Genomic DNA, 26,078 nt, shown 5'->3' with positions numbered 1-26,078 from the left:
ACAATGGCGTCACACTGACGTCATGGAACTGTCGGAGTACACCACCACCCTGCGTGACGACCTGATCGCGGCGGCCGCCCTCGGCGACGAGAACACCAAGAGGATCGCCGAGGCGCTGGCCGTCGCGGCCGAGAACTCGGCGCGATTGATGCTGCTGTCCGCGCTCTCCGACCTGGCGGCGGAGGTGTCGACCGCGCTCGGCGACCGGACGGTGCACGTGCGACTCGACGGCGATCGAACGCATGTCGAGGTGGCTCGCCGTGCGCGGCCCGGATCCGGCCCGCGCGGCGAGAGCACGACGAGCGACTACATCAATGACGCCGTTGATGACGTCACCGGTGACATCTCCCGGGTGACCCTGCGCCTGGTGGATCAGATGAAGTCACGCGCGGAGGAGGCGGCATCCGAGAACGGGATGTCACTGAATTCCTGGGTGTCGCAGGCCGTCCAGGGCGCGCTCCGGGACCAGGTGCGCAAGGGCAGGCGTACGGAGGAATGACCTGGACGCGCGTCCGCAACCCAGGACGGTCCCGGAGTGATGTAATGACGCACTGAGTTTGGACGCAATCGCATTAAGGGGTGGGCTCGATGGCCGTGTCAGGCAACAAGGAATTCCACATCAAGGCCGATCCGGCCAAGGTGATGGAGGCGATCGTCGCGGTGGAGCGAGTACCGGAGTGGTCGTCCTCGCACAAGTCGGTGATCGTCGAGAGCACCCACCCCGACGGCCGTCCGCTGCGCGTGCGCATGAAGGTCTCGGTGCTGGGCGTCAACGACGAGCAGGTCGTGGACTACCAGTGGGTCGGCGACGAGAAGGTGAGCTGGAGCCTCGTGGAGAGCGACCAGCAGAAGACCCAGGACGGCTCGTACACGCTCGTCGCGGACGGCGACGGCACGAACGTGACCTTCGATCTGACCGTCGACCTGAAGATCCCGATGCCCGGGTTCATCGTCAAGCGCGGCCAGAAGATCGCCCTCGAAACCGCCTCGAAGGGCCTGACGAAGTTCGTCGAAACCCTCTGACCGACAACCGGATCCGATCCGGCGTGATCAGACCCGATCGGCGAGCGCGGCGGCGAGATCGCCGCGCTCGCCGACCCTGACGTCCGAGAGCCCGAGCCAGTCCGCCATCTCGCGCAGCGACGAGGCCAGCGACTCCACCACGCGCCCGTCCCCGCCCTCGCCCTCCGCGAAGGCGCCGTGCACCTGGAGCGCGTCGGCGCCGCGATCGGCCTTCAGATCCACGCGGGCGACCAACTCGCCGTCGAGCAGGAACGGGAACACGTAGTACCCGTGCACCCGCTTGTGCTGGGGCGTGTAGATCTCGAGCCGGTAGTGGAAGTCGAAGATCCGTTCGGTTCGCGGACGGAAGAACACCAACGGGTCGAACGGGCACAGCAACGCCGCTCCGGTGATCCGACGCGGCGTCCGCGCCTCGACGTGGCGGTAGGCGGGCGCTCCCCAGCCGCGCACGGTCACCGGGACCAGAGTCCCCTCGTCCACCAGGTCCGCGATCGCGGCGGCGGCCTGGGCGCGCGAGAGCCGGTAGTAATCGCGCAGGTCCGGCTCCGTTCCGACGCCGAGTGACCGCGCGGCGCGACGGATCAGTTCGCGCACCGCGTCCGCGTCGTCGATCCGGCTGGACACGACGCCTGCCGGGAGCACCCGGTCGGCGAGGTCGTAGTGCCGGACGAAGCCGACCCGCCTGTCCACCGACAGCGCACCCGCCGCAAAGAGTTGCTCGCAGATGACCTTCGTATCGCTGCGATCCCACCACGGCCCGGCCCTGCGACCGCGGTCGATCTCGAGGTGCCGCTCGATGTCGCCCGCGCTCGCCGACCCGACAGCCGAGATCACGTCGACGACGTCGCGAATCAGGGCCGGGTTCCGCTCGAGCACCTGACGTTCCCCGGCCCAGCGACCGCCCTCGTAGGCGCGCATCCGCCAGCGCAGCAGCGGCCAGTCCCCCACCGGGATCAGCGCGGCCTCGTGGGCCCAATACTCGACCAGCGCACGGGGCTTCGCGGCGGTGTGCCGCCACGCGGCGTCGTCCAGGAGGCCCCGGTCGTAGGCGCCGATCCGGCTGAACACCGGCATGTAGTGCGCCCGTACGGCCACCGCGACCGAATCGATCTGCAGTAGCGAGGTCGTACCGACCGCCTTGAGCAGGTGCCTGCGGGTGGGCGCGGTGGTCGGGCGCGCGTCGGCGAACCCCTGCGCGGCCAGCGCGGTTCGCCTGGCGGCGGCGGCCGTCATCTCGAGCATGTCCCCACCCTGCCATCGGGGTCCGACATCAGCCCGAGAGCGAGGGGCAGATTCACCGCTGCAGACGGGATCTCAGGTTGGACAAGGGTAAGGGTCGTGAGGATTACCGAACGTCGGTGTGGGTACCCGCTGGAAGGCCAATGGTGATGTGACGGTGGCCCTGACCGGGCCGGCCCCGAACAGAAAGTCGATGTGATGAAGGTTCATGAACTCCTCGACCTGCCCGAGTCGGTCGACGCGCTGGATCGGGTCAGCGCACCTCTTCAGCAGCGTCTCGACGGACTGCTCGATCACGGTCCGACCGCCGGGTTCCTGCGCGGTTCCTGGCTGGGCCACCCGATACACCCGATGGCGGTCACCGTCCCCGTCGGCGCATGGACAGCGGCGGTCGTACTGGAGACCGTCATGCGCGACCACCACGCGGCGCGGCGCCTGATCGGTCTCGGGCTCGCCGGAGCGCCATTCGCGGTCGTGACCGGATGGGCGGATTGGGTGGAGCGTGACGAGGCAGACCGCCGGGCCGGGCTGATCCATGCGCTCGGCAATACGGCGGCGGCCACCGCGATGCTCGTCTCGTTTCGGCTGCGCAGGCGCGCACCGAGCGTCCGCGCGCAGGCCTGGAGCTGGACGGGTCTGGCGGCAGCTGCGGCCAGCGGCGCCCTCGGCGGTCACATCGCGTTCGGGTCGTCCCGTCGGGCAACGGCCTCCGAGTAGGCAGGGTGCGGGTCGACAAAGCTCCCGCGCGCGACATCAACGGGGCTGCCACGCCAGAGGGCAGCAGTCCTGCCGCCGTTACACCGGTTCCATCCCCGCTATACCGCCCGTCGCAGGCGATCGGGCACCAGATCACCCGGGCACGGCGACGGCATCGTCGGCCGGGATGTCTGCGTCCTCGACTGCCTGAAATACGGTCGGCAACACGTCCGAGAGGAATCGAATCGAGAATCTTGTGGGCCCTCGGACACCAGGACGTGGGTCGAGTCCGCGAACGGGTTTCTGGGGTACTCCGAAAAGCGCTGCCCCAGTGCCATACTCGCGAACCTGGGTGGTCTCGCACTGTGATTGCAGTCCTCGCGCAGAATCCGATCGTTTCGGCACCACCGCACGGGAGGCCGAGTTCGGTGAGACCCTCGATGAGCGGCTCGCCCAGGAGGAGCCCAAGGACGGGTGATTTTAGGTGGCGCGCCCTGTCAGGTCGACGTCTTGCTGATGCAGTTCATGACCGTCTGGACCACTCATTTGACGCGCTCGTTGTCGACCGGCCGGGCTTCGCGCTCTGCCCGTAGGTCTGCGTTCTCGATCTCCAGTCGGAGTTTTTCGGCCTCGAGCTGCAGGATCCGCGCAATTCCCGCAAGGTTGATTCCGCCGGCGACGAGTTCGGCGATATGACGCAAGGCCATCAGGTCGTCGTCACTGTAACGCCGAGTGCCGCCCTCGGTCCGGGCCGGGGCGAGCAGTCCCCGCTGCTCGTACAGACGCAATGTCTGCGGATCGATGCCCGACAGTTCAGACGCGACCGAGATGCCGTAGACGCCCAGCCGCGAACGAGGGGTGGACTCTTGCGTCATTGCGGTACCTCCAGCGTCTGATGTCCTCTTGCACCAGGCTAGCAGCAGTGGCACCATAATCTGTGCCCGCGATGAGAGATAACTTTACACTTGAAGCTTTGATTATCCAGAGCCGCTTCCATCAGTATTGACCCGCCTGGAGGTAACGGTGATGTTGATGCCCGCAGACCAGTTTCGCGGAAGCGACCGCCTCGCTCGGCAGAAGGTGCAGAGGGTGGCTCGTCCGGCAGTGATACCAGCGGACATGTGGCGCACCGCGCACAGGACCTGACTCCGATCGCATTTCAGCGCTATTCGATCTCGCGGCTACTCACGCACGATCCCTGACCCTGTTCGGCTACCGATGCCTGCTACTCGCTCTCACAGCGCGACCCGAGTGGAGGAGGTCTGGAAATGCACATTCACATTCGTCAGTACAGCCGCTTGGATGACTGTCTCTGCGAAGCACGGGGCCGAAGCCGGGGCCCTGGATCAACTGTTGTCGAAGTCGGCGGTGAACTCGACTACACGTCCGTCGAAGCTCTGCGATCGGCCCTCGAAACCGGCATCGACACAGCGGTCATGAGCCTGATACTGGATCTGACCCACACGACTTTTCTCGGGATTTCTGGTGCACAGTTGCTGGCGCGAGCGAACATCCGCGCCTCCGCCAATGGCCTCCAACTCCTTCTCGTCGCACCTGCGCGCGGTGTCGTGCGCGCGCTTGATGTGGCCGGCTTGGCGAACCAGTTCCGAATCTTCACGACGATTCAGGACGCGGTCGATGAGAACCGGCGCCTACGCCTGGCTCCAGCCGAAACGCCAGAAGTGCAACTTTTCCCAGCCCCAAGAGGGGCATGAGATCGCCCTGGCAGACTCGACCTGATCTGGTTCACGGAAGCGTGTCTGACCAATGCACTCGAGATGGATTCCTTCATCTCTGATGCCGAACGTTGCGGCGACACGGAAGTGGCCGACTTCTTCCGACGCGCGCAGGCAGACAGCAGGAAGGGCGCGGAGCAAGGCAAGCAACTGATGCTCAGCAGACTTGGCGCCACTGGCTGAGTCCTTCGGCTCCCGAACTCCGGCATGCTCGCCCGATTGCATCCCGCTTTCGCGGGTACCCGGTCTGGCATGAAGGAACTCGATGCAGTGCTAGGTGCCCCGTTCACGTTCGCCTCAGCGTTCCGCCGAGCGCGTATCTTCCACCCGCGTGGGGTGCTCACCCAGGGGCACGCGGAACTGGGAGCGCACTGGTGGCCGGTTCAAGGACGGATACCGGTGACCGCCCGACTCTCCCGGGGAATCGGTCTCCCCGGCGTGCTACCGGACATGATGGGTCTCGCAATTCGTTTACACCTGATCGGTGGGCCGTGGGACCTGCTGCTGGTGTCGGCCCAGCTGTCCACGCGGGTGGTGCTGTGGCCGGCCCGCGGCTGGTCCAGCGCAAGATACAGCAGCGTCACCGCCTATTGCGCGGAGGACGGACCTGCCACCTGGGTTTTCGCCGTGCCGGACCACGGGCAACCACGAACGGGTTCGACGTCGGCGCTGATCGACGGCGGCCCCTTGCACTTCACGCTCTCCCTGGCGACTGCCCGCGGCAAGGCGACCCCGGCGGGCCGGATCTGGCTGGACTCTCCGAGCGCAGTCGCCGACGACGCGCAGCCCGCGTTCGATCCCGTGATCAACCTCCCGCCCGAGCTGCGGATGTGGCCGGAATGGCTTGCCACCCCGCGGAGGACGGCGTACTGGGCGAGCCGAGTCGGGCGCGGCGCCGCGCTCCCCGTACCCGAAGCCGAACCGCGCGCGTAGCGCGCCCTCCCGGCACTGCTTACCGCCAGCCCGCGCGTCCGGAACAACACTCATAGAGGTCGTTCCCACACCACCGCGCCCTGCTCACTTGAGGTCGCCTCTGTGCAGTGAAGTGTCATCTTCGGGTGAGTCGTCACCGCTCGAACCGTCGATTCCCTCTTCTGCTTGCTCTCCATTGCCCACGATGTCCCCGTCCATGAAGAGGATCCCGTGTGCGACAGCCCTCCATTTCGGAATCGATCGCAGAAGAAATCCAGGTCCATGCTGAAGTGCTGGTCAAATCGCATGCTGGCTCCTCTGGATGTGCACCCGCACTCGAGGGTTCCATGGGCGTCCCGCGGCGCGTCAGCGGTATCGGGAGGGCGAGTACGCGGGAGGCTCCTGCATCTCTTGCACCAGGAAGGTGAGGAGTGCCAAAATAATCTGTGGTGGGAATAGAAGATAACCTAAGTACGTTGACACTGGTATCAACTGTTCATTTGGGAAGTTGCCTGGAGGTGACGATGATGTCGATGCGTACTGATCCCTTCCGTGACTTCGACCGGCTCGCCCAGCAGGTCTTCGGCACAGTGGCGCGTCCGGCTGCGATGCCGCTGGATGCATGGCGCGACGGCGACAGGTTCATCGCCGAATTCGACCTTCCCGGTATTGAGGCCGACTCGATCGATCTCGACGTCGAGCGAAACGTACTCACCGTTCACGCGGAACGCCCAGAGTTGAGCGGGGATTGCGAACTGGTCTCCGCCGAGCGGCCCCGTGGCGTGTTCAGTCGACAGCTGTTCCTCCGCGAAACCCTGGATACCGACGGCATCGAGGCGAGCTATGAGGATGGCGTCCTGAGGTTGTCCATCCCGGTGGCGGAGAAGGCGAAGCCCCGCAAGATCGAGATCGCAGGCAAACATGAACAGAAGGTGATCGACGCCTGACAGGCGCGTTGTCCCCAACAGTCCAGGTGCTCTTGAAGTTCAGGCGAATGCGGAATCGAAACCATCGCCGCGGCTCCCCTGGCACTGCCCTGGCGGCTGGAGCCGGTTTGAGCGGTGCCATACGAGGGCATTCCCAGCTTCGATCGATTCGCCACGGATGCTGCGGAATTCACTTCCCGCGCTTGGTTCTTTGCATTGTGCGCGTTCCTCGTGGTCTTCTGGGTGCCGTCGATTGCCGGTGCCACCCACGTGGCTGTTGCGCGCCGCTATCAGATTTACGCGAACCTTCTCCCGGAATGTCGGACGGGCCGTCGTGATCGAAAACCACCCGAGACCACCACCGGTCGAGGGGGCTCGATTCCGGCCAGATCACTGAGTCCTGGGCTGTCTCTGGCTGGCGTCGCTCACCCGTACGGGACGACCGATGCGTTGTACGGTCCACAACCTCGCCTCCCCATCTACCCCGCGCAGAAATACCATCGTTCGCCGGTTCGGAACCGGCACAGCGGCTTTGGCGAACCGTCACAGATCCTCGTCGATACAGGCCAGGCGGTCACCGGCCATGCCGGCCACGCCGGGACCGGTCATGGTGCGCTGTGCGTGGAGGACGACGGAATTGGCCTCGTCGTCGCGAAACTCCCAGTTGACGGCCGTCGACGACTGCGCGTTGCCGTTCCCATCGGTGGTGACGTCGAGCCAGATCTCGTTCTGTGGGTTCGCGTAGGCAGGATCCGACGACGGCGATTCCGGGGTGGCCATCGGATCGACATCGTTCTGATAATGCGGACCCGAATCCGACGGTTCCCGCCCACACGCCCGCGTGTGCACGTGCACGCCGAAGTCGCGGTTGGGCGCGAGGCCGGTCGCGCTGAATGTGACCGTGGTGCGGCCATCCTGCTCCTCGGAGTCGACGTTCACCGACGAACCCACCGGGACGGCGGCTTCGTCGTAGGTGAAGGCATTGTCGGTGCCGCCTTCCACCGGCAAAGTGAAGCCGCCGCGGGGGGTGAGCAGGCTGGTGGTCGCCGTTTCGAGCGACGTCGGAGGCGTCTCGACTGTCGCGCTGTCGTCAGTCGATTCATCGTCGTTGCCGCACCCCGCGACGACGAGGACAGTCACGGAAGCCCCTGCAATCAAGGTCGCGCATCGTGTGTACATGACTAGGCACTACCCACAATGCGGGGTGCTGAACCACGACCGGCGCTCACCAGCGTGCGATGTCCTGAACCGTGCGGGTGACCGCGAGTTTCACGACCTGCGTGAGGTCACCGGATCGGAGCAGGGTTCGATGCTGCCAGTCGGCGCCGTTGCCGTCCTCGAGCCGGTTCGCGAGGGCCGACTTCACCCGTCGATATTCGCCGAGCTCGTCGAGCGCATCGTGTACGTGATCGAGCAGGGCTCCTACGAGGGCGGCCGGCGTCTTCGGTCTACCGGTGTGCGGGTCCAGGGCCGTTCCGGACACTCCCACCCGCGCGGCCGCCCAGCTTGCCGCGCGCAGTGTCTCGAGCGCAACCGGCGGCGCACCTGCGCCACGTTCGATCGCGCGAGTCGCAGTCATCACGAGCGCCCGGACGATGGTGGCCAGAAGCACGGCGTCATCGACCGTCGGCTGCACGTCACTGACCCGGACCTCGACCGTCGGAAGATGACTGGACGGTCGAACGTCCCAATACACCATCCGTTCATCCATGATCGTCCCGCTGTCGACCAGCATGTCGACGAGTGCCTCATAGTGTCGCCGTGAGTCGAAGTAGGGTGGCGGCCCCGACACCGGCCATCGAGACCACAGGATCCATCGCCAACTGGCGAAACCGGTGTCCAGGTCCCGGTGGATCCGTGAGTTTCCTCCGAGGGCGAGGAGAATCGGCAGCCACGGCCGCACATGGTTGCAGACCTCGATCGCCGTCTCGCGCTCCGGGACGTCCACATGGACGTGGCAACCACAGATGCCCTGCTCGAGTGCAAGCGCGCCATACCTCTCCGCCATGGCGCGATAACGATCGGAGTCGGTGACACTGATCCGCCACGGACCGATCAGGGGTGCCGCCGTGGCCACCAGCCGGCAGTCGTGGCGCAGAGCTGCGGCCGCGGCCACTGTGCGCATCCGAAGTAGGTGCGCGCGCAGTTCGCGGGCATCGTGGCAGATGGGGGTGTTCGTCTCGACCTGGCATTGGGTGAGCTCGAGTTGCAGCTCGAGTCCGAGTTCGGAAGCGCTACGGGCGACGGCAGCGTTGTCCATACGCAGCATTGCCGTGTGTGCGTCGACGAGCAGGAATTCCTCCTCGACGCCGATCGTCGGGCCACTCGAACCCTGCCGAGATGCCCGGGAACCGCTGCCCAGAATTCTGCTCATCCCCGCGACTACCCGCCCGAAAGGTCCCGGAAACGTGATCGGCGATGTTTGAAGGGACGCCTGTTCAAGCGCTGTGGTTGATCATCCGATCGCACACTGCGCCAGCAATTCCAGTGCCCGCTCCAGCGATGCCTGCACCACCTCCGCAGGTGTCCCATCGAAGCGGCTCATCTCGCAGAACTCGGCGACGGGCGAGGTCACCGCCAGCCAGACGGTGCCGGGTTCCTGCCCGTCTTGCCCCTCGGGCCCACCCGCGCCCGTCACGCTCACAGCAAGATCGGCGCCGAGCAATCGGGCGACCCCCGTGGCCATACTGCGCGCCGCGGCCTCCGATACCACCGGCCCGTCGGGCACCCCGAGCACCGACCGCTTCACGTCGCTCGAGTAGGCAACGACTCCACCACGGAACCACAACGAGGCATCGGGCGCCGCGCCGAGTGCGGCCGCCACCTGTCCCGAGGTGAGGGATTCCGCGGTAGCGACGGTCCAGCCCCGTCCGGAGACTGAGCCGGCGACCCGTTCCGCCAGATCACTGACCGAGACCGATTTCGATTCATTTCCCATCGCGACCTCCCGATCGGCGTGCCGCCTGGGCTTCCGCCAGCGTCACCGCAACGGTCGCCCCCAGCTCGTAACAGAGTTCGCGGGCGCGGGCATCGATCCCGTCGGTGACCTCCACCGTCTGCGCCACCTTCGTCAGCGCGAGCCCGGCGACGATCTTGTCCACCGACCGCACCGCCCCGGCGGTGTCGTTGTTGCCGTGCACCCACAGCCCGTACGGGCGGCCCGCGACGGCGTCGAGGCACGGGTAGTAGACGGTGTCGAAGAAATGCTTGAGCGCCCCCGACATGTAGCCGAAGTTCGCCGAGGTGCCGAAGACGTAGCCGTCCGCGGCCAGCACATCCGGGATGGTGGCCCCGAGCGCGGGCAGCGAGCGCACGGTGACCCCCTCGATCTCCGGGTCGTTGGCACCGCCCAGCACCGATTCGAGCAACTCGCGGGTGGCGGGCGAGGGCGTGTGGTGCACGACCAAAAGGGTTGGCTGCCTGCGCTCGTCCGTCACGCGGTCCAGAGTACGGCCGAGGCGGGACCGACGGTGCGGGTCAGCCCTGCTCCCGCTCGGCCTGCTCCAGCGCGACGGCCCGGCGCATGGTGTCGCGGGCCCGGCCGCGATCGCCCGCGTAGTCGTACGCCCGCGCGAGCCGGTAGGAGTTGCGCCAGTTGTCCGGATCGGCCTCCCACTCCGACTTCACCTGTGCGAAAAGCTCATCCGCGGCATCCCTGTCGATCCGACCCGAGGGCCGCCTCGGCAGCTCCGACACATCGAGCTCGAGTCCCTCGTCCGCGATGCGCTGCGCGAGGTGCTGGTGCTGGAATCCGGCACGCAGCGTCACCACCACGATCCAGACCCCCAGCACCGGCAGCAGGAGCACGCCGATGCCCAGTCCGATCGGCGCCACTCCCCCCTCCCGGATCAGGTCGAGGCCGCGCTGGCCGAGCAGCACGAAGTAGAAGCCGAGCGCGAGGACGATCGCCGCGATGGTGACGACGACCTTGGTGGTGCCGTTCTTCACAGGTCGAGCAGGGGGTCGATGCCGACGGTGAGCCCCGGACGACCCGCGATCTCCCGGACACCGAGCAGGACGCCGGGCGCGAAGGAGTTGCGGTCGATCGAATCGTGCCGGATGGTCAGCGTCTCGCCCTGGGTTCCGAGCAGGACCTCCTGGTGCGCAACGAGTCCCGCGAGGCGGACCGAGTGAACCCGGACCCCGTTCACGTCGGCGCCGCGCGCACCCTCGAGCTCGGTGGAGGTCGCGTCCGGGCTCGGCCCGCGGCCGGCCTTCTCGCGTGCCGCCGCGATCAGCGCGGCGGTGCGGTAGGCGGTGCCCGACGGGGCATCCGCCTTGTTCGGGTGGTGCAGCTCGATGACCTCGACCGAGTCGAAGAAGCGCGCTGCCTGCTCGGCGAACCGCATGGACAGCACGGCGCCGATGGCGAAGTTCGGCGCGATCAGCACGCCCACCTCGGGGTTCTCCACCAGCCAGGACTGCACGGTGGCCAGCCGTGCGTCATCGAAACCGGTGGTCCCGACGACCGCGTGGATGCGGTTGGCCACCAGGAACTCCAGGTTGCCCATCACCACGTCGGGGTGGGTGAAGTCGACCACGACCTGTGTACGGGTGTCGACGAACGTCTCGATCCGGTCGCCCTGGTCGACCTGCGCGACGAGTTCCAGATCGGGCGCGGCCTCCACTGCCTCGCAGATGGCGCGGCCGACCTTGCCGCTGGCACCAAGAACACCGACCCGGATCATCGTCACTCGATTCACTCTCCGTCTATCACGTTGACTCTCGAAGGAAGCCTACGCAATCGCACCGGGGGTGCGAACGGCGCTACCGATCCGCCGCGGGCACCAGGCCGGGCGCGGTCCGGAACGAGATCCGCTCCATCAGCGGCCTGCGCTTGGTGTTGTGAAACGCCGCGATCCGCCACCGCCCGTCGGCCTCGCGGACCATCGCGTACGTCTGGACCTTGCTGAGCTTCGCGGGCGGATCGCCCTTGTAGGTGTCGCCGCGGCCGGTGACCACGGCGGCGTCCGCGCCGAGGAACCTGACGTCGAGCACCCGGTCCGCCAGGCGGGTCCCCTTGACGAACTTGTCGAACAGCACCCGATGGCTCTCGACGATGTCGGCGCGGCCCCGGTAGTAGGTGCCGACATAGGTGACGTAGGTGGCGTCGTCGGTGAACTGCGCGCCGTAGGCATCGGCGTCGTGGCGCCCCCACGCGTCGACGAGCGCATCGATGACCTGATCGATCGCGGCGCGATCCTCGGTGGTGCCCATACCGTCCTCCTCCTCGTTAGACTGGAGCAGATACTGCACATGAGCATTATCTGCATACGTGCAGATATAATACTAGGAGGGATGCACGGTCATGGCAAGCGACACCGAGGCGAACCGGCATGCGATCTTCCGCGAATACCTCGACGCCGTCGGCCTCAACGGCCTTGCCGGCGCGGAAGCGGCGGGGCTGCACACCTCCGAATGGCACGCCATGAGCAGGATCGGCCTGCACGGCAGCCTGACCTCGGGTCAACTGGCGGCCGAAACCGGCCTCACCACGGGCGCCACCACCCGCCTGATCGACCGACTCGAACGCGCCGGGTACGTGCGGCGCGCGGCCGATCCCGCCGACCGCAGGCGGGTGATCATCGAACCGGTCGCGGAGGCCCTACCCGAGATCGACGAGGTGGTGGGCCCGGCCCGCCGACACCTGGCCGAGGTCCTCACCCGATACTCCCCCGAGCAGCTCGACCTGCTGTTCGATTACTTCGCGCACGCCGCGCCCGCCTTTCGCGCGGCCACCGAGGAGATCCGCGCCGCGACTACTTCCCGGAACAGCGGTCCGCGGAGAAGCTCGGGTCCAGCGCCTTCCTGACGATATAGGCGGCCGTCGGCGAGGTGGCGAGCGCGATGTGATCGGAGTGGTCCGCGGCGCACAGGTCCTGGATCCACAGATTCTCGACCGTGGCACCGGGGCCCGCGGCGAGGAAGGTCGCCTCGGGCGGCGTGGAGATCGAGTCGTTCCGGCTGGCGACTACCGTGTAGTCGATCCCGGGCATGGTGTCACCACCGGAGTTCAGTGCGGTGATCACCGGGCTGTCCACGAGCTGCTGGACCGAGGCCTTGCCCGCGACGCCCTCGGCCACACCGACCATCGGCGGGATCCGCTTCGCCAGCTCGGACATCCCGGACATCGTGGTGCCGTGGTTGGTCGCGCCCAGCGTGATCAGATTGCGCACCTTGTTGCGCGATGGATCCTCGGCGTTCGCGCCGCCCTCGAACTTGAGGAACTGGCGGGCGACCACCCCGCCCTGCGAATGCGCGACGACGTCCACCTGATCGGCGCCGGTGCTCTGCAACACCCGACCGACGAACGCACCGACCTGCCTGGCCGACGTCGGGATGTCGCCGGTCGCGTACATGCCCATCGCGCCCATCATGCTCGTCGGGTCCTTGCCGTAGTTCAGCGTGAAGACGCAGTACCCGTCCGCCGCGAGTTCGGGCGAGAGACCGTCCCAGCTGTTCTGGTTGCTCATGGTGCCGTGCAACAGGACGACGGGACGCGGATGATCGGCGGTGGGCCTGCACTCCCAGAGGTTTGCGCCGGGCGGTGCCTCCGCGGGCTCGGAATCGCCGACCGACCCGGCGCCCGCCGGTCCCGCGATGGCAAACGTCAACGCGCCCAGTGTGATCAACGCTGTTCCGGCCCGACGGATCAGGGTCCAGGCGCTCGTAGGTCTTGTCACGGCTGGACAGTAACGGAGATCACAGCATCTCGCGCGCCGGAGCGGCCGGCTCGCCGGCTCAGTCGAAGACGATCACCTGACGGATCGCCCGGCCCTCGGCCAGCTCGTCCATGCCGCGATTGATGTCGTCGAGCGTGATCTGCGAGGAGATCAGCCGCTCGACGGGCAGTCGGCCCTCGCGCCACATCTGCGCGTACCTCGGGATATCCCTCGAGGGCACGGCCGATCCGAGGTAGCTGCCGACGATGGTCCTGGCCTCGGCGACCAGCAACAGCGGCGAAACCGAGGACCTGGCCTCGGGACTGGGCAGCCCGACCGTGACGGTGGTGCCGCCGGGGGCCGTCGCCGCCACCGCGGACTCGAAGGCGCGCGCGTTGCCCGCCGCCTCCACCACCAGCGATGCCCGCACGCCGCGCTCCGCCAGCTCGCCCGGGGTGTACACCTGCGTGGCGCCGAGTTCGGTTGCCACCGCGAGCTTCTCGGGCATCGCGTCGACGCCGATCACCTCGCCGAGGCCGAGCGACACCGCGGTCAATATCGCGGCCATCCCTACCCCGCCGAGGCCGACCACCATGATCGAATCCCCCGGCGCTGTCCGTGCCGCGTTCAGCACCGCGCCGCCGCCGGTCAAGACGGCGCACCCGAGCACCGCCGCGACCGCGGGTGGCACGTCGTCGCCCACCGGGACCACCGACCGGCGGTCGACCACCGCATGCGTCGCGAACCCCGACACCCCGAGATGGTGGTGCACCGGCTCGCCGTCGCGGTGCAGGCGCTCGCCCCCGCCGAGCAGTGTGCCCGCGTTGTTCGCGGCACCGCCCGCGCTGCAGGGCATCCGGCCGTCGGTCGCGCAGCCCGCACACTCACCGCAGCGCGGCAGGAAGGTCATCACCACGCGCTCGCCGACCCGGACGTCGGTGACGCCGTCGCCGACCCTCTCGACGCGGCCCGCGGCCTCGTGACCGAGCAGCATCGGCACCGGACGCACCCGGTTCCCGTCCACCACGGACAGGTCCGAGTGGCACAGGCCCGCCGCCTCGATGCGGACCAGCAGCTCGCCGGGGCCGGGCCCGTCCAGCTCGAGCTCCGAGATCGAGATGGGCCGCGACTGTGCGAACGGACGCTCCCGACCGATCTCCTCCAGCACCGCACCACGAATCCGCATGCCGCTACCTCTCTTCGTCGCGACCGCCCGTCGCCGGTCGCCCCCGTCCAGCCTGCCACGCCCGGAAGATCAACAGCCCGACTGCCACACCCACGATGTCCGCGACCCAGTCCCAGACCGACGCGCTCCGGTGGATCGGCAGCAGGCCCTGCAGAACCTCCGACGCCGCCGCGTAGAGCCCGGCCCAGACGATCACCGCCGTGACCCCGACGCCCGCGAACCGCGCGCTGTAGGCCAGTGCCGCGAACATCAGCAGGTGGGTCACCTTGTCGATGTTCGGCGGCCCGCTCGGCACCGTGGAACCGGGAGAGAACAGCATCACGAGGGTGATGAGCGTGACGACGGCCAGCGGCACAGCACGCCGCGACCGGAAAAGCGCCACCGGTCAGACGATTCCGCGGACGGCGGCGGGCAGGTCCCTCTTGCGCTTGTATGGGCCGACGACCGAGGCGCCGTACGGGCGGCTCAGCAGCATCGCGGCGACCTCACGCACCTCCTCGGTGGTGACCTCGTCGATCCGGGCCAGCGTCTCCGTGATGCTGCGATGGTTGCCGTAGTTCAGTTCGCTTCGGCCGATCCGGTGCATCCGGGAGCCGGAATCCTCCAGTCCGAGAACCAGTCCCCCGCGGATCGAACCCTTGGCCCGCGCGCATTCGTCGTCGGTGATGCCGTTGGCCGCGACGTTCGCGAGCACCTCGCGGATCACCGTCGTGACCTCGCCGAGGTTCTCCGGCTGGCATCCGGCGTACACCGAGAACGCCCCACTGTCCGCGAACGTGTCGATGCTCGAGTACACCGAGTACGCGAGGCCCCGCGACTCCCGGATCTCCTGGAACAGACGGGAACTGAGCCCACCACCGACGGCGGTGTTCAGCACGGACAGCGCCCAGCGGTGACCCTCGTGCCGCCCGAAGGCGCGCACACCCATGCACAGGTGCGCCTGCTCGCTGTCGCGCCCACGCAGGGTGAGCTCGGGGACCGTGCGCAGCCGCAGCCGGCCCTCGCGCCGCTCCGCCGGTTTCGGCCCCCTCGTCAGGTGCCCCTTGAAACTGCGCTTCACCAGTGCGACGGTCTCGTCGTGGTCCACGTTGCCCGCCACCGCGACGACCATCCGCGGCGGCGTGTACCGGCGGACGTGGAACGAGTGCAGCTGGGTCCGGGACATCGACTCGATCGACTCGACGCTGCCGATCACCGGGCGGCCCACCGGGTGGTCACCGAAGAGCGCGGTCAGGAAGTCGTCGCCGAGCAGGTCCTCGGGGTCGTCGTCGCGCATCGAGATCTCCTCGAGCACCACCTGGCGCTCGACGTCGACGTCGTCGGAGCGGCAGCGTCCCCGCAGCACGACATCGCTGACCAGGTCGATGGCCAGCGGCAGGTCGTCGTCGAGCACGTGCGCGTAGAAGCAGGTGTGCTCGCGGGAGGTGAAGGCGTTGAGCTCGCCGCCGATGCCGTCGACCACCTGGGCGATCTCCAGCGCGCTTCGGGTCGGCGTCGACTTGAAGAGCAGGTGCTCGAGGAAGTGCGCGGCCCCCGCCACCGACGGTTGCTCGTCGCGAGACCCCACGCCCACCCACACGCCCACCGATGCGGAGCGGACGCCCGGCATGTGCTCGGTGACCACCCGGAGACCGCCGGGGAGCACGGTGCGTCGGACTCCGAAGTCCTCGGATCTGGTCGTCAATGCGGAGGTTCGACTGCGATTGTGTGCGGCCATGAAGTGGGTCTACGGTCCTCGTCAGCTGTGCGGGTGTGAGGCTCAAACAGTACACACCGGGCGGGATACGAAAACACCGGTGCTCCCGCGCGAGCGCGCGGGAGCACCGGTGTTCAACCAGCCGATAGGGCCGGATCTACTCCGAGTCGGTCGCCTCGTCGGCGGCCGCGTCAGCAGGCGCGTCCGATGCCGAGGACTCGTCCTCGACGGGGATCAGCGAGATCTTGCCACGGTTGTCGATGTCGGCGATCTCGACGCGGAGCTTGGAGCCCACGTTGACCACGTCCTCGACCTTGGCGATCCGCTTGCCGTTGCCCAGCTTCGAGATGTGCACCAGCCCGTCGCGGCCCGGGAGCAGCGAGACGAACGCGCCGAAGGCGGTGGTCTTGACGACCGTACCGAGGAAACGCTCGCCCACCTTGGGCAGCTGCGGGTTGGCGATGGCGTTGATCATGTCGATCGCGGCCTGCGCAGACGGACCATCGGTGGCGCCGACGAACACGGTGCCGTCGTCCTCGATGGAGATGTTCGCACCGGTCTGCTCGGTGATCGAGTTGATCATCTTGCCCTTGGGCCCGATGACCTCGCCGATCTTGTCCACCGGCACCTTGATGGCCGTGACGCGCGGGGCGTACGGGCTCATCTCGTCCGGGGTGTCGATGGCCTCGGCCATGACCTCGAGGATCGTGGTGCGGGCATCGTGCGCCTGCGAGAGCGCGCCTGCCAGCACCTTGGACGGGATGCCGTCGAGCTTCGTGTCCAGCTGCAGCGCCGTGACGAAGTCCTTCGTGCCCGCGACCTTGAAGTCCATGTCGCCGAACGCATCCTCGGCACCGAGGATGTCGGTCAGCGCCACGTACCGGGTCTCACCGTCGACCTGGTCGGAGACCAGGCCCATGGCGATGCCCGCGACCGGAGCCTTCAGCGGCACACCGGCGTTGAGCAGCGACAGGGTCGAGGCACAGACGGAACCCATCGAGGTGGAACCGTTGGAGCTCAACGCTTCCGAGACCTGACGGATCGCGTACGGGAACTCGTCCTGGCTCGGCAGCACCGGCATCAGGGCGCGCTCGGCGAGGGCGCCGTGGCCGATCTCGCGACGCTTCGGCGAGCCGACGCGACCGGTCTCACCGGTGGAGTACGGCGGGAAGTTGTAGTGGTGCATGTAGCGCTTGCTGGTCTCGGGCCCCAGCGAGTCGATCTGCTGCGCCATCTTGACCATGTCGAGGGTGGTGACGCCCATGATCTGGGTCTCGCCACGCTCGAACAGCGCGGAGCCGTGGGCCCGCGGGATGACCGCGACCTCGGCCGACAGCGAACGGATGTCCGTGATGCCGCGGCCGTCGATCCGGAAGTGGTCCTTGAGGATCCGCTGGCGCACGAGCTTCTTGGTCAGCGAGCGGAACGCCGCGCCGATCTCCTTCTCGCGACCCTCGAAGTTCGGGGCGACCAGCTCGAGGACCTCGACCTTGATCTCGTCGGTCTTGTCGTCGCGCTCCTGCTTGCCCGCGATGGTCAGTGCGGCGCTGAGCTTGTCGGCTGCGGCCTTCTCCACGGCGGCGAAGACGTCGTCCTGGTAGGCCGGGAACACCGGGTAGTCGCCGGTCGGCTTGGCGGCCTTGACGGCGAGTGCCTGCTGAGCGGTGCACAGACGCGCGATGAACGGCTTGGCCGCCTCGAGGCCCTCGGCCACGATCGCCTCGGTCGGCGCCTGCGCGCCGCCCTCGATCAGCTCGATCACGTGTGCGGGCGCCTCGGCCTCGACCATCATGATCGCGACGTCGGCGTCGTCACCGGAACCGGAGACGATACGGCCGGCGACGACCATGTCGAAGACCGCGGTCTCGAGCTGCTCGACGGTCGGGAAGGCGACCCACTGGCCCTTCTTGTTCTCCTCCGAGGTGAGCAGCGCGACACGAACGCCACCGACCGGGCCGGAGAACGGCAGGCCCGCGATCTGCGTCGACGCCGAGGCGGCGTTGATCGCGACCACGTCGTACAGGTCCTTCGGGTCCAGGCTCAGGACCGTCACGACGACCTGGATCTCGTTGCGCAGACCGTCGACGAAGGACGGGCGCAGCGGCCGGTCGATCAGGCGGCAGGTCAGGATCGCGTCCGTGGAGGGGCGGCCCTCACGACGGAAGAAGGAGCCGGGGATGCGGCCCGCGGCGTACATACGCTCCTCGACGTCCACCGTGAGGGGGAAGAAGTCGAAGTGCTCCTTGGGGTGCTTGCTGGCCGTGGTGGCCGACAGCAGCATGGTCTCGTCGTCCAGGTAGGCGACGACCGCGCCTGCGGCCTGCTGTGCGAGACGACCGGTCTCGAAACGGATGGTGCGGGTGCCGTAGCTCCCGTTGTCGATCACGGCGGTGGATTCGAACACGCCCTCGTCGACCTCTACTGCGGAATTCTCTGTCATCTTTTCTCTTCTCGTCCTCTCGTCTTTTGCCGTATCCGTGTGTGGGCGTCGCAGCCCTCCTGGCTGCGACGCGCACCATCACGACGGTCCAGCGCCCGAGGCGGGCGGGAACATCGCTGCGCGGAGGCGGTCATCGATCGAAGCCCTCCGGATTGGCGCCGTCGTGAGATCGACGCGTCCGAGTGACCACTACCGAGGACCGACGCCACGGCTTCAGGTACGTACGGCTGGATCCCGTGGATCCGATGCTAAAGCTGCGGCGTGAAAAACGCCGGTAGCCAGCGAGGCCAAGTCTATGCACTCGGCTCGCTGGCTACCGGGAAGTTCACGTCCAGATGACCCGCAACGTGTCGCGGGTCACCGTGTACGCCGAATTATCGACGCAGGCCCAGACGCTCGATCAGCGAGCGGTAACGCGCGATGTCGACCTTCTGGACGTACTTGAGCAGACGACGACGGCGTCCGACCAGCAGCAGCAGGCCGCGGCGGGAGTGGTGGTCGTGCTTGTGCTTCTTCAGGTGCTCGGTGAGGTCGACGATGCGCTTGGTGAGCATCGCCACCTGCGCCTCCGGCGAACCGGTGTCGGTCTCGTGCAGTCCGTACTCGCCGAGTACGGCCTTCTTCTCTTCGGTGGTCAATGCCACTGTGAATCTCCTGTAACTGACGTCCGCGTGATTGGAACCGGGGCTCACACCCGAAGATGTTCGCCCCAGTTGGTGCGGCCACCGCGGACCGCAGCACACACCGACAGGAGATACTACCAGGGCATACGAGGCGAACTACTCGCCGTGACGCAGGTCGGCCTCGATCAGGATCTCGCGCGAGCGATCCGCGTCCCGGCCCATCTCCGCGACGAGTTCGTCGACCGAGTCGAACTTCTCCATGCCGCGCAGTCGCTCCACGAAGTCGACCGCTACGTGCTGGCCGTACAGGTCGGCCTCACCGTCGAGCACGAACGCCTCGACCGTGCGGGTGCGTCCGGAGAAGGTCGGGTTGGTGCCCACCGACACCGCCGCCTGGTGCCGCTCGCCGGGAACGACGGTTCCGGTCAGTGGTCCGGCGCCCAGGACGGTGAACCAGGCCGCGTACACGCCGTCCGCGGGGATCGCCGAGTACATCGGGGGCGCGATGTTCGCCGTGGGGAAGCCGAGCTGGCGGCCGCGCCCGTCGCCGTGGACCACCACACCCTCGACCCGGTGTGGTCGACCCAGTGCCTCGGAGGCGGCCGCGACATCGCCCGCGTCCACGCACGAGCGGATGTACGTCGACGAGAAGGTCACCGCGTGTTCGGCCAGCAGGCTGACCCCGTCGACCGCGAAGCCGAACCGTTCGCCGGTCTTGCGCAGCAGGTCCACGTTGCCTGCCGCCTTGCGCCCGAAGGTGAAGTTCTCGCCGACCACCACCTCCGCGACGTGCAGCCGCTCCACGAGGATCTCGTGCACGTAGCGCTCGGGGGTCAGCTTCATGAACTCCGGGGTGAACGGCATCACGCAGAAGACGTCGATACCGAGTTCCTCGGCCAGTTCCGCCCTGCGCGCGAGCGTCGTCAACTGCGCGGGGTGACTGCCCGCGCGCACCACCTCGGCCGGATGCGGATCGAAAGTCATGAGCACACTTGCGATTCCACGCTCGCTGGCAGCCTTGACCGCCCTGCTGATCAGTTGCGCGTGCCCACGGTGCACGCCATCGAAAACGCCGATCGTGAGAACGCAACGACCCCAGTCGGCAGGCACTTCGTCGAGACCACGCCATCTCTGCACGAGTGGCAGCCTACGGCCCCGGTCCGAGTGCGTCACCTTCGGCTCAGGACTCGACGGCCTTCGCGGCGATCGCATTCGCGACCTCGGCGAGCCCGAGGGCGATCGCATCAGTATCCCGATCGACCAACCAGCGCAGCACCAGACCGTCGACGATGGACAGGCTGCGGTGCGCGATCGACGCGACCGGCTCCGTCCAGACCATCCCGGTGCGGTCCGCACACTCGACGAGAAACGCCGTGACCTCGCGGTCCATCATCCGGTACTGCTCGCCGACGACATCGCCCGCATCCGGCGATCCCGCCTCGCGCAGGCGCATGGCATGCGTGGCGATCTCATAGGTCAGCAACCTGCGGTTCGGATTGGCCTCGACGATCGACCACATGGCCTTCAGCCCGATCCGGACCAGCTCACGCAGGCCCGCCCGGCCGTCCGCCTGCGTTGCATCGCCCACCGCGGCCAGCACCATCTGCGAAGCAGTGCTCAGCTCGTACACCAACCGCTCCGCCATCTCCGTGAGGAGCGCTTCCTTGCTCGCGAAGCAGTAGTGCACCATCCCCAGGGATATGCCCGCCTCCCGTGCGATCGCCCGCACCGTGACCGCGCCGATGCCGCCGCGCTCGGCGACGTCCAGCGCGCACTCGATCAGTTGGCGGCGGCGCTCGTCAGCGGAGAGCCGGGCTGTCGAGACCGGGGCGGAAGCCGCGGGGCCACCCGAGGGCGCCGACTGAAGCGTCACCGCGCCGGTCGCCATCGTGTCGGTCATCATCGTGGAGGTCATCGCATATTGATACCAGCGCTAAGGGGCTCTGGTGGGATGCCGGACACGCGTTAGGGGTCGAATAGGGGCAGGCCCGTGTCCCCAGCCCCTATCCCCCGCGAATCCCCCTGTCCGGTCCCCCGACCCCGGGTCCCGAGAGTGTCGGCTCACACCCGCAGGCGTGCATTGCCTAAGCTCATGATCGTGGCCGAGAGCAAGAGTGGACCAAGCGAGACCGGGAGCGCGGCGGCGCCGGAATCCCTGACCACCGTCGCGCAGGACTACCTCAAGGTGATCTGGACGGCCGGCGAATGGTCCGGCGAGCACGTCTCGACGAAGATGCTCTCCGAGAAGATCGGGGTGTCTGCCTCCACCGTGTCCGAGGCGATCCGCAAGCTCGCCGGCCAGGGTCTGGTCGACCACGCCCGTTACGGATCGATCGCGCTGACCGACCGGGGCAGGACCGCCGCGATCGGCATGGTCCGCAGGCATCGGCTGATCGAGACCTTCCTGGTCAACGAGCTCGGCTACGGCTGGGACGAGGTCCACGACGAGGCCGAGGTCCTCGAGCACGCGGTCTCGGAGCTGATGATCGCCCGGATCGACGCCAAGCTGGGCCATCCGGAGCGGGACCCGCACGGCGACCCGATCCCGACCGCCGACGGCGCCATCCCGACCCCGCCCGCCCGGCAGCTCAGCGATTTCGCGGACGGCGAGAGCGGCCGGGTTGCACGGATCTCCGACTCCGACCCGGCGATGCTCCGGTACTTCGACACGGTGGGGATCGCCCTCGACCTGACGATCACGGTGGTCGAGCGGCGCGATTTCGCAGGCACCGTCTCGGTCCGTCTCGGGGACGGCGTCGACGACACCGTGGACCTGGGCAATCCGGCCGCCGAGGCGATCTGGCTCGTCGAGGGCTGACCGGGTGCGGCGAGTGAGGACCATGCGGCTCGGCGGCGTGCTGACCGCGATCATCGGACTGTTCATCGGGATCATCGCGGCCTGCCCGCTCGCCGAGCGGACCGTGCTCGCCGAGGGTTCTCCGCTCGCTCATACCGCGCCGGCCACCGCCGACCAACGCGATGCCATCGGCAAGTCGCCCGGCTGCCGCAAGGACCCGGCCGCACCGGTCGCGCCGATCCAGGCGGGGGTTCCCCATCGCGAGGACCTTCGGATTCCGCTCGCCGCCCACCACGCACCCGCGCCGGTGATGCTCGGGCGCTCGATCCGCACCGGCTCCGGACCGGTCGACACCAACGGTCCGCCGTCGCCTGCCCTGGACCTGACCACAATTCTGCGAATTTAGACGACCGTTCCCGGCCTCGACGTCGCCCCGATGGGCGGTGCTCGGGCCGGGCTTCGTCATGTCCTCAATTCGCGGTTTCGCGTGCCAACCGAGTCGGCGCGCGCCCAGTCAGGAGCCAGCCCCATGTCCAACCGTTCCCAGAGTCGTGCCAGAAAGTCCACTCCCGCACCAGTTCGCAAGATCGGCGCGGCGCTCGCCCTCCTCGCGGCAGTCGGATTGCTCTTCCTCGCGATCTCACAGATCGGTGATCGCACCGAGTCCGAACAGCCGGACAAGGCCGCGGCGACGCAGTCCGGCGACAGCGAGATGTACCGACAGCTGGCCGCATTCGCGCGCCGCGATGCGGCCGATCCGATGGCACGGGGCTCGGTGACCGCACCCGTGGTCATGATCGAGTACTCCGATTTCCAGTGCCCGTTCTGCCGCCAGTTCGCACAGAACACCGAGCCCGAGCTGATCGAGAAGTACGTCGACAGCGGCCAGTTGCGGATCGAATGGCGCAACCTCGCCATCTTCGGCGAGGAATCCGAACTCGCGGCGCGCGCCGCCTGGGCGGCCGGGCAGCAGGGCAAGTTCCCGGAAATGCACGCGATCATGTTCGAGCACTCGCCCGCCAAGAAGAACACCGGCGTCTACACCGCCGATCAGCTGACCGAATGGGCCGGGCAGGCCGGAGTCGCGGACCTGACCAGGTTCCGCGCCGACATGGATTCCGACGCCGCACGCGCCTCCGTGAACACCGATGTCGACGAGGCGGTCGGCATCGGCATCAATTCCACCCCCGCTTTCCTGATCAACGGCAGGCCGGTCCTCGGCGCGCGTCCGATCGAGCAGATGATCGCGGTCATCGAAGCCGGACTCAAGGACGACACCGAGGCGGGCCGGTAGTGGGCTTCGGAATCGGATACGGCGCGGCCTTCCTCGGCGGGCTGCTCGCCCTGCTGAGCCCGTGCAGCGCGCTGCTGCTGCCCAGCTTCTTTGCCTACTCCTTCAACTCCACCGGCAAGCTGCTCACCCGCACCGGCACGTTCTACCTGGGCCTGTGCACAACGCTCGTACCGCTGGGCGCGGCCGGTTCCCTCCTGGGAGGGGTGCTCACCCGGCACCGCGACACGGTGATCACCATCGGCGGGGTGACCATCATCGTGCTGGGCATCCTCCAGATCCTCGGCCGCGGTTTCTCATTCGAGTTCGCGCAGCGCACGATGGCCGAGCACGGCCGCTCCGACAGGGGTGGCGCCGTCTATCTGCTCGGCATGGTCTACGGCCTGTCCGGGTTCTGTGTCGGGCCCATTCTCGGCTCGATCCTCACCGTTGCTGCGCTGAGTTCCTCTCCCCTCCACGGTGGTTCGCTGCTGGCCGTCTACGCCCTCGGGATGGCCATGCCGCTGTTCCTGATGGCGATCCTCTGGGACCGCTTCGATCTGGGTCATCGCCGCTGGCTGCGAGGTCGCGCCATCACGGTCGGCCGCTTCCACCTGCACACCACATCGCTGATCTCCGGCGTCTTCTTCATTGCCGTCGGCGTCCTGTTCCTCGTGTCCGACGGCACCTCCGCCCTGGCCGGAACCGTCGGAGCCGATACCGGTTTCACGCTGGAGACCCAGGTCATGCGGCTCGGTGATGCCGTCCCGACGACGGCCCTCCTGCTCCTGCTCGGCGTCGCGGCGCTGCTGGTGCTGGCCTGGCGACTGCTGCGGCCGGGGGTGCGGGTCGAGGATTCGCCCGATTCGGGCTAGCGGTCGCGCGGCGCCGTCAGCACCCCAGCCGCGCGAGCCAGTCCGCGACCGGTCCGAACGTCAGCATCCCGCTGCCCGCGCCCGCGACCTCGTCCCGCGCGGGGGCGAGGGCCGCGCGTGCGCGGTCCGCCGCGCCGTCGTGACCCGTCTCCAGCGCCGCCTGCGCGACGACGCACCACAGCGCCTCGAGCAGCAGACCGGGCGGCGGGTCGGCGAGGCCGTCGAGCAGCGTCCACGCCGAATCCGGGTCGCCGCCGCGCGCCACTGCGAGCGGTCGCACCCACGGGGCGTACGGTCCCCAGCCGTCGGTCGCGACTTCGGTTGTGCGCCCGCGGATCATGTCGAGCCCCAGCAACGCGAGCGGGAGCAGGCCGTCCGCGACGCCGGGCATCCCCGCTCCCCGGAGCGTCCGGTCGGCCAGGGCAAAGCGGTCCGCGGCATCCGGCGCCCCGTCCTGTGCCGCGCGCATCGCGCGGTACCAGGCGACGAGGACGGGTGCGCGCGGGCGCTCGTGGCGGGCCGAGACGGCCTCGATCTCACGGGCGAGGGCGTCGCCGTCGTCTGGCCTGCCAAGGGCCCCCGCCGCCTGTAGGCGCAGCAGCAGCCCCTGCACCTCCGGGGTCGGGAGGTCGTGCGTGCGTGCGAGCGGAATGATCTCCGCGCCGATCCGGTCGCGCTCGGCGGCGAGACCGGCGCGGCTGCAGGTGTGCACGGCGAGGGCGCCGAGGGCGGAGCACAGCAGCGCCGGGTTGTGCAGCTCACGGGCGAGGCGGACCGCTTCCTCGGCGTGGGCGCGGCCCGATGTCCCTGGCAGTCCGCGCGTCTCGACGGCGGCCAGCACGTGCAGCCGCGCCCGCGCGGTCGGCGCGGCGTCGTCGGGCAGGGCCGCCAGGGTGCGCCCGGCGAGCGCGGCGAGCTGCCCGGAGCGTTCCGGGTCGTCGCTGCGCGGCCAGACGCTCGGCACGTCGAAGCCCCCGAGGACCCGCGCGGTGAGGGCCGGGTCCCCGAGCTCCTCCGCGGCCGTCCCGGCGGCGAGCAGATCCTCGTGCGGCTCGGCGGGAGCGGGGGCGGACACGGCCATCCGGCGGAGCATGCTCACGGTGGTCTCGAGCCGGGCACGCGATCCAGGGCCGAGCACGCGCAACGAGTCGTCCGCGACGCGCCGGAACACGTCCTCCGGCCCCCGCACCCGCGGGTCGTGCCGCAGGATGTCCGCCTCCAGGCCGGTGAGCGCCGCGGACGGGTCGAGGCCGAGCTCGTCGCGCAGGACCGCCCGCGCGCGGCGCAGGACGTCGAGGGCGTCGGCCTGCCGTCCCGCGCGGTAGAGGGCCAGGGCCAGCAACCGCCAGCCCTCCTCGCGCCACGGGGACGCGCCGACGTACGGGGTCGCCAGCGTCACGGCCTCGTCGGCGCGCCCGGTCTCCGTGAGCGCGCCGACCAGCCGCTCGACCGCGGTCGCGCGCAGCGCTGCGAGGCGCACCTGCTCGGGCCCCGCCCATGCACGGTCCGCCACGTCGGGGTAGGCGTCGACGGGCCAGTCTGCGACGACCGGCCCGAGCGCACGCACCACGCGCTCGGCGGGGGCGTCCACGGAACCGGCCACCGCGGCGTCGGCACGCCAGGCGTCCACGGCCGAGTCGGGCAGCCGCAGGGCGTACCCGCTGCCCTCGGTCACCAGGACGCGCGCGGGAGAGCGGGCCGGCCGCGCGGGCTCGAGAGCCGCCCTCAGGTCCGCGACGAACGTGCGCACGGTCCCCACGGCGCGGACCGGAGGCGAGTCGCCCCACAGGTCGTCGACCAGGCTCGCCACCGGCACGACGCGTCCGTGCGCGGCAACCAGCCGGGCCAGGAGCTCCCGGTGCCGCGGACCGCGCAGGTCGATTCGGGCCCCGTCGTCGTCCCAGGCGGCGGTCGGCCCGAGGACACGGACCCGGGCCACGCCGCTCGCCCGCCCGTCGTCCCGCACCTCGCCAGCGTAAACGCGGGACCCGGCGGAC

General features: G+C 68.5%; 30 protein-coding genes and 1 pseudogene. 12 read left to right on the top strand and 19 right to left on the bottom strand.

All coding sequences use genetic code 11. From position 1 onward, the window contains the following. Positions 1 to 22 precede the first annotated feature (22 nt). Together C8K38_RS09035 and C8K38_RS09030 are read left to right on the top strand one after the other, a co-directional pair. Entirely contained in the window at positions 23 to 499 is a 477-nt protein-coding gene (locus C8K38_RS09035) for a toxin-antitoxin system HicB family antitoxin (RefSeq protein WP_097211183.1), read from the top strand. Positions 500 to 588: 89 nt separating this feature from the next. Beyond that, positions 589 to 1,023 (top strand): SRPBCC family protein, encoded by a 435-nt coding sequence (locus C8K38_RS09030; RefSeq protein ID WP_097211330.1) that lies wholly within the window; start codon positions 589 to 591, stop codon positions 1,021 to 1,023. Positions 1,024 to 1,050: 27 nt separating this feature from the next. Here C8K38_RS09030 and C8K38_RS09025 read toward each other — a convergent pair whose 3' ends face one another. Then, the gene (locus tag C8K38_RS09025) at positions 1,051 to 2,265 is read right to left on the bottom strand and encodes a winged helix-turn-helix domain-containing protein (RefSeq protein ID WP_097211182.1); all 1,215 of its coding nucleotides are present in this window, start codon (positions 2,263 to 2,265) and stop codon (positions 1,051 to 1,053) included. A gap of 195 nt (positions 2,266 to 2,460) precedes the next feature. Here C8K38_RS09025 and C8K38_RS09020 point away from each other — a divergent pair, with 195 nt between their 5' ends. Further along, on the top strand, positions 2,461 to 2,979 hold the full coding sequence (locus C8K38_RS09020) for a DUF2231 domain-containing protein (RefSeq protein ID WP_097211181.1): 519 nt from the start codon (positions 2,461 to 2,463) through the stop codon (positions 2,977 to 2,979). Between the two features lie 135 nt (positions 2,980 to 3,114). Here C8K38_RS09020 and C8K38_RS27575 read toward each other — a convergent pair. Continuing rightward, positions 3,115 to 3,336 (bottom strand): annotated as a pseudogene (locus tag C8K38_RS27575) (glutathione-dependent formaldehyde dehydrogenase); the annotation flags it as partial. A 164-nt stretch (positions 3,337 to 3,500) separates the two neighbouring features. Continuing rightward, entirely contained in the window at positions 3,501 to 3,833 is a 333-nt protein-coding gene (locus tag C8K38_RS09015) for a MerR family transcriptional regulator (RefSeq protein WP_097211180.1), read from the bottom strand. A 393-nt stretch (positions 3,834 to 4,226) separates the two neighbouring features. Here C8K38_RS09015 and C8K38_RS09010 point away from each other — a divergent pair, with 393 nt between their 5' ends. The 4 genes from C8K38_RS09010 to C8K38_RS08995 all read left to right on the top strand — a co-directional run bounded on the left by C8K38_RS09010 (position 4,227) and on the right by C8K38_RS08995 (position 6,553). Further along, positions 4,227 to 4,673, top strand: a complete 447-nt coding sequence (locus C8K38_RS09010) for an STAS domain-containing protein (protein WP_097211179.1) — start codon at positions 4,227 to 4,229, stop codon at positions 4,671 to 4,673. 21 nt (positions 4,674 to 4,694) lie between these two features. Then, a complete protein-coding gene (locus C8K38_RS27370) occupies positions 4,695 to 4,877 on the top strand; it encodes a hypothetical protein (RefSeq protein WP_097211178.1) in 183 nt (60 codons plus the stop codon). A gap of 216 nt (positions 4,878 to 5,093) precedes the next feature. Further along, on the top strand, positions 5,094 to 5,627 hold the full coding sequence (locus tag C8K38_RS09000; protein WP_257017337.1) for a phosphodiesterase: 534 nt from the start codon (positions 5,094 to 5,096) through the stop codon (positions 5,625 to 5,627). A gap of 503 nt (positions 5,628 to 6,130) precedes the next feature. Beyond that, positions 6,131 to 6,553 (top strand): Hsp20/alpha crystallin family protein, encoded by a 423-nt coding sequence (locus C8K38_RS08995; RefSeq protein ID WP_097211329.1) that lies wholly within the window; start codon positions 6,131 to 6,133, stop codon positions 6,551 to 6,553. A 522-nt stretch (positions 6,554 to 7,075) separates the two neighbouring features. On the opposite strand, the gene C8K38_RS08990 is transcribed toward C8K38_RS08995, so the two are convergent. The 7 genes from C8K38_RS08990 to C8K38_RS08960 form a co-directional block, all read right to left on the bottom strand. Further along, the gene (locus C8K38_RS08990; protein WP_097211176.1) at positions 7,076 to 7,711 is read right to left on the bottom strand and encodes a superoxide dismutase family protein; all 636 of its coding nucleotides are present in this window, start codon (positions 7,709 to 7,711) and stop codon (positions 7,076 to 7,078) included. A 46-nt stretch (positions 7,712 to 7,757) separates the two neighbouring features. Next, complete coding sequence (locus C8K38_RS08985) at positions 7,758 to 8,906, bottom strand: carboxylate-amine ligase (RefSeq protein WP_097211175.1); 1,149 nt, start codon at positions 8,904 to 8,906, stop codon at positions 7,758 to 7,760. Positions 8,907 to 8,987: 81 nt separating this feature from the next. Further along, positions 8,988 to 9,470, bottom strand: a complete 483-nt coding sequence (locus C8K38_RS08980; protein WP_097211174.1) for a CinA family protein — start codon at positions 9,468 to 9,470, stop codon at positions 8,988 to 8,990. Continuing rightward, positions 9,460 to 9,969 (bottom strand): flavodoxin family protein, encoded by a 510-nt coding sequence (locus C8K38_RS08975; protein WP_097211173.1) that lies wholly within the window; start codon positions 9,967 to 9,969, stop codon positions 9,460 to 9,462. The genes C8K38_RS08980 and C8K38_RS08975 overlap by 11 nt, the downstream gene beginning before the upstream one ends. A gap of 40 nt (positions 9,970 to 10,009) precedes the next feature. Continuing rightward, entirely contained in the window at positions 10,010 to 10,480 is a 471-nt protein-coding gene (locus C8K38_RS08970; protein ID WP_097211172.1) for a hypothetical protein, read from the bottom strand. Further along, on the bottom strand, positions 10,477 to 11,220 hold the full coding sequence (gene dapB, locus C8K38_RS08965) for a 4-hydroxy-tetrahydrodipicolinate reductase (RefSeq protein WP_097211328.1): 744 nt from the start codon (positions 11,218 to 11,220) through the stop codon (positions 10,477 to 10,479). The genes C8K38_RS08970 and dapB overlap by 4 nt, the downstream gene beginning before the upstream one ends. Before the next feature lie 79 nt (positions 11,221 to 11,299). Then, the gene (locus tag C8K38_RS08960; RefSeq protein ID WP_097211171.1) at positions 11,300 to 11,749 is read right to left on the bottom strand and encodes an SgcJ/EcaC family oxidoreductase; all 450 of its coding nucleotides are present in this window, start codon (positions 11,747 to 11,749) and stop codon (positions 11,300 to 11,302) included. A 91-nt stretch (positions 11,750 to 11,840) separates the two neighbouring features. Between C8K38_RS08960 and C8K38_RS08955 the strand changes: the two genes are divergently transcribed. Then, positions 11,841 to 12,344 carry a MarR family winged helix-turn-helix transcriptional regulator gene (locus tag C8K38_RS08955; RefSeq protein WP_097211170.1) on the top strand — a complete coding sequence of 168 codons (504 nt, stop codon included), beginning with the start codon at positions 11,841 to 11,843 and terminating at the stop codon, positions 12,342 to 12,344. Here C8K38_RS08955 and C8K38_RS08950 read toward each other — a convergent pair. The 8 genes from C8K38_RS08950 to C8K38_RS08915 all read right to left on the bottom strand — a co-directional run bounded on the left by C8K38_RS08950 (position 12,292) and on the right by C8K38_RS08915 (position 21,054). Next, positions 12,292 to 13,215, bottom strand: a complete 924-nt coding sequence (locus C8K38_RS08950; protein WP_257017335.1) for an esterase/lipase family protein — start codon at positions 13,213 to 13,215, stop codon at positions 12,292 to 12,294. The genes C8K38_RS08955 and C8K38_RS08950 overlap by 53 nt on opposite strands. 58 nt (positions 13,216 to 13,273) lie before the next feature. Beyond that, a complete protein-coding gene (locus C8K38_RS08945) occupies positions 13,274 to 14,380 on the bottom strand; it encodes an alcohol dehydrogenase catalytic domain-containing protein (RefSeq protein ID WP_097211168.1) in 1,107 nt (368 codons plus the stop codon). A gap of 4 nt (positions 14,381 to 14,384) precedes the next feature. Next, on the bottom strand, positions 14,385 to 14,762 hold the full coding sequence (locus C8K38_RS08940; RefSeq protein ID WP_257017334.1) for a VanZ family protein: 378 nt from the start codon (positions 14,760 to 14,762) through the stop codon (positions 14,385 to 14,387). Positions 14,763 to 14,765: 3 nt separating this feature from the next. Next, positions 14,766 to 16,097, bottom strand: coding sequence for a M16 family metallopeptidase (locus C8K38_RS08935; RefSeq protein WP_097211167.1), 1,332 nt, complete (start codon positions 16,095 to 16,097; stop codon positions 14,766 to 14,768). A gap of 136 nt (positions 16,098 to 16,233) precedes the next feature. Continuing rightward, entirely contained in the window at positions 16,234 to 18,516 is a 2,283-nt protein-coding gene (locus C8K38_RS08930; RefSeq protein ID WP_097211166.1) for a polyribonucleotide nucleotidyltransferase, read from the bottom strand. A 374-nt stretch (positions 18,517 to 18,890) separates the two neighbouring features. Next, positions 18,891 to 19,160, bottom strand: a complete 270-nt coding sequence (gene rpsO / locus C8K38_RS08925) for a 30S ribosomal protein S15 (protein ID WP_097211165.1) — start codon at positions 19,158 to 19,160, stop codon at positions 18,891 to 18,893. 135 nt (positions 19,161 to 19,295) lie between these two features. Then, complete coding sequence (locus C8K38_RS08920) at positions 19,296 to 20,276, bottom strand: bifunctional riboflavin kinase/FAD synthetase (protein WP_179800502.1); 981 nt, start codon at positions 20,274 to 20,276, stop codon at positions 19,296 to 19,298. 43 nt (positions 20,277 to 20,319) lie between these two features. After that, entirely contained in the window at positions 20,320 to 21,054 is a 735-nt protein-coding gene (locus tag C8K38_RS08915) for a TetR/AcrR family transcriptional regulator (RefSeq protein ID WP_245220901.1), read from the bottom strand. A 177-nt stretch (positions 21,055 to 21,231) separates the two neighbouring features. Between C8K38_RS08915 and C8K38_RS08910 the strand changes: the two genes are divergently transcribed. From C8K38_RS08910 to C8K38_RS08895, 4 genes are all read left to right on the top strand, one after another. Next, positions 21,232 to 21,957, top strand: a complete 726-nt coding sequence (locus tag C8K38_RS08910) for a metal-dependent transcriptional regulator (protein WP_097211163.1) — start codon at positions 21,232 to 21,234, stop codon at positions 21,955 to 21,957. A gap of 13 nt (positions 21,958 to 21,970) precedes the next feature. Further along, a complete protein-coding gene (locus C8K38_RS08905; protein WP_143548427.1) occupies positions 21,971 to 22,342 on the top strand; it encodes a hypothetical protein in 372 nt (123 codons plus the stop codon). 123 nt (positions 22,343 to 22,465) lie between these two features. Further along, the gene (locus C8K38_RS08900; RefSeq protein ID WP_097211161.1) at positions 22,466 to 23,230 is read left to right on the top strand and encodes a DsbA family protein; all 765 of its coding nucleotides are present in this window, start codon (positions 22,466 to 22,468) and stop codon (positions 23,228 to 23,230) included. Further along, positions 23,230 to 24,081, top strand: a complete 852-nt coding sequence (locus C8K38_RS08895; protein WP_097211160.1) for a cytochrome c biogenesis CcdA family protein — start codon at positions 23,230 to 23,232, stop codon at positions 24,079 to 24,081. The genes C8K38_RS08900 and C8K38_RS08895 overlap by 1 nt, the downstream gene beginning before the upstream one ends. A gap of 16 nt (positions 24,082 to 24,097) precedes the next feature. On the opposite strand, the gene C8K38_RS08890 is transcribed toward C8K38_RS08895, so the two are convergent. Further along, positions 24,098 to 26,047 (bottom strand): BTAD domain-containing putative transcriptional regulator, encoded by a 1,950-nt coding sequence (locus C8K38_RS08890; RefSeq protein WP_257017331.1) that lies wholly within the window; start codon positions 26,045 to 26,047, stop codon positions 24,098 to 24,100. Positions 26,048 to 26,078 lie beyond the last annotated feature (31 nt).

This window comes from Rhodococcus sp. OK611, from assembly GCF_003050885.1.
Lineage (GTDB): Bacteria > Actinomycetota > Actinomycetes > Mycobacteriales > Mycobacteriaceae > Rhodococcus_G > Rhodococcus_G oryzae.
The sequence above is the reverse complement of the archived record's forward strand: the minus strand, read 5'-3'. Positions and strand labels throughout refer to the sequence as shown.

What these genes read in the sequence shown, in the direction of transcription:
- C8K38_RS09035 (WP_097211183.1), top strand. Translation starts at nt 23, where the DNA reads ATGGAACTGTCGGAGTACACCACCACCCTGCGTGACGACCTGATCGCG.
- C8K38_RS09030 (WP_097211330.1), top strand. Translation starts at nt 589, where the DNA reads ATGGCCGTGTCAGGCAACAAGGAATTCCACATCAAGGCCGATCCGGCC.
- C8K38_RS09025 (WP_097211182.1), bottom strand. Translation starts at nt 2,265, where the DNA reads ATGCTCGAGATGACGGCCGCCGCCGCCAGGCGAACCGCGCTGGCCGCG.
- C8K38_RS09020 (WP_097211181.1), top strand. Translation starts at nt 2,461, where the DNA reads ATGAAGGTTCATGAACTCCTCGACCTGCCCGAGTCGGTCGACGCGCTG.
- C8K38_RS09015 (WP_097211180.1), bottom strand. Translation starts at nt 3,833, where the DNA reads ATGACGCAAGAGTCCACCCCTCGTTCGCGGCTGGGCGTCTACGGCATC.
- C8K38_RS09010 (WP_097211179.1), top strand. Translation starts at nt 4,227, where the DNA reads ATGCACATTCACATTCGTCAGTACAGCCGCTTGGATGACTGTCTCTGC.
- C8K38_RS08995 (WP_097211329.1), top strand. Translation starts at nt 6,131, where the DNA reads ATGATGTCGATGCGTACTGATCCCTTCCGTGACTTCGACCGGCTCGCC.
- C8K38_RS08990 (WP_097211176.1), bottom strand. Translation starts at nt 7,711, where the DNA reads ATGTACACACGATGCGCGACCTTGATTGCAGGGGCTTCCGTGACTGTC.
- C8K38_RS08985 (WP_097211175.1), bottom strand. Translation starts at nt 8,906, where the DNA reads ATGAGCAGAATTCTGGGCAGCGGTTCCCGGGCATCTCGGCAGGGTTCG.
- C8K38_RS08980 (WP_097211174.1), bottom strand. Translation starts at nt 9,470, where the DNA reads ATGGGAAATGAATCGAAATCGGTCTCGGTCAGTGATCTGGCGGAACGG.
- dapB (WP_097211328.1), bottom strand. Translation starts at nt 11,220, where the DNA reads ATGATCCGGGTCGGTGTTCTTGGTGCCAGCGGCAAGGTCGGCCGCGCC.
- C8K38_RS08960 (WP_097211171.1), bottom strand. Translation starts at nt 11,749, where the DNA reads ATGGGCACCACCGAGGATCGCGCCGCGATCGATCAGGTCATCGATGCG.
- C8K38_RS08955 (WP_097211170.1), top strand. Translation starts at nt 11,841, where the DNA reads ATGGCAAGCGACACCGAGGCGAACCGGCATGCGATCTTCCGCGAATAC.
- C8K38_RS08945 (WP_097211168.1), bottom strand. Translation starts at nt 14,380, where the DNA reads ATGCGGATTCGTGGTGCGGTGCTGGAGGAGATCGGTCGGGAGCGTCCG.
- C8K38_RS08935 (WP_097211167.1), bottom strand. Translation starts at nt 16,097, where the DNA reads ATGGCCGCACACAATCGCAGTCGAACCTCCGCATTGACGACCAGATCC.
- C8K38_RS08930 (WP_097211166.1), bottom strand. Translation starts at nt 18,516, where the DNA reads ATGACAGAGAATTCCGCAGTAGAGGTCGACGAGGGCGTGTTCGAATCC.
- C8K38_RS08915 (WP_245220901.1), bottom strand. Translation starts at nt 21,054, where the DNA reads ATGACCTCCACGATGATGACCGACACGATGGCGACCGGCGCGGTGACG.
- C8K38_RS08910 (WP_097211163.1), top strand. Translation starts at nt 21,232, where the DNA reads ATGATCGTGGCCGAGAGCAAGAGTGGACCAAGCGAGACCGGGAGCGCG.
- C8K38_RS08900 (WP_097211161.1), top strand. Translation starts at nt 22,466, where the DNA reads ATGTCCAACCGTTCCCAGAGTCGTGCCAGAAAGTCCACTCCCGCACCA.